We start from the raw sequence: 1,110 nt of genomic DNA, 5'->3' as shown, positions 1-1,110 counted from the left end.
ATTTTGTGGCCAATTATCTGACACGATAAACCAGAACTCGCCATCTGCTGTTTGTGCATGCTCAAATCGCTCCATTGGTTTTTCAATCGGCTGAGAAAAATCATCCGTACCAATAGCCCAGTTGGGTTTGCTTAAGTGGTAAAGCGGTTTATTGATCAAACTCCATTGGCTTTGATAACACCAATATCCACTGATTTGGCTTGGATTGAGAGCAAAGCCTAAGCACTCTTTCGGCGGTACTTCATTAGAAAATGGATTGATGTAAAGTCGCCCTTGCATCAACAAGCGTTCCTTTGGAGACTGATCCAGAGGAAGCATTTGTCTAAATTCAGGCCTTTCGCTCATTTTCAATTGGTGGGAGAGCATTCTATCCAGTTTTGTATGTAATTGATCGTGCGCGTTAGGGCCATACCAAACACCTTCATGTAAAAGATAAAACTTAATCGCTACTTCCCAATGTTCTAGTTGGTCCAATGTTCTATTTTTAAGTATGAGATCTATCGCACCGATGGTTTTTCCGTCGCTATCGTTGAGTTGAATTTCTTCTGCAACAATTTCATATTGTTCTGAATTCGCAAGTGCAGCGGTACATAAATGCTGATACAAAAAACCCAGTCTCGGGTTCCCTTGGTACTCTTCAGATTCATCCAGAGGTTTAATCGATAAGTCTTCCAATGTAGCAAAAGGAGGGAGCAACTGAAAAAGAGGAGGAGAAGAGGTGATCCATTGATAAAGACGTTGCAGTTGATTCATCCTGATTCCTTAGTGATGTTGATAAAGCAGCGAGCCTCGTTATTGTAACTAAATTTGGTTAGTAGAATAGGGTAGCTAGCATCAGTGTCATAGTTCGATATACACTTTGAGGTACTCGCTCGAAATTGGAAGTGATAATGAATAATTTACAGTTAGAAAAGATTCTCAACAGCAAACTCTCGCCCGAGTTAATTAAAGATTACGCGCCAAATGGCTTACAGGTTGAAGGCTGTCCACAGATCAAGCGCGTAGTTACTGGAGTAACTGCTTCTCAAGCATTAATTGATAAAGCGATTGAACTCAGAGCCGATGCGTTATTGGTCCACCATGGTTATTTTTGGAAAGGGGAGCCAGAAC

At 41.3% G+C, this 1,110-nt stretch carries 2 protein-coding genes; one reads left to right on the top strand and one right to left on the bottom strand.

The window, feature by feature from the left end:
- Positions 1 to 753, bottom strand: a 753-nt coding sequence (locus R7E00_RS24765; protein WP_318124864.1) for a DUF1853 family protein, incomplete at its 3' end; no start/stop codon positions are given.
- Positions 754 to 890: 137 nt separating this feature from the next.
- Here R7E00_RS24765 and R7E00_RS24760 point away from each other — a divergent pair.
- Positions 891 to 1,110: Nif3-like dinuclear metal center hexameric protein (locus tag R7E00_RS24760; RefSeq protein WP_318124863.1), on the top strand; the 220-nt coding region annotated here is incomplete at its 3' end.

The organism is Vibrio sp. Vb1755, assembly GCF_033338635.1.
Taxonomy (GTDB): Bacteria; Pseudomonadota; Gammaproteobacteria; order Enterobacterales; family Vibrionaceae; genus Vibrio; species Vibrio alginolyticus.
Note: the sequence above shows the minus strand (reverse complement) of the source record. Positions and strands in the feature narration are given on the sequence as shown.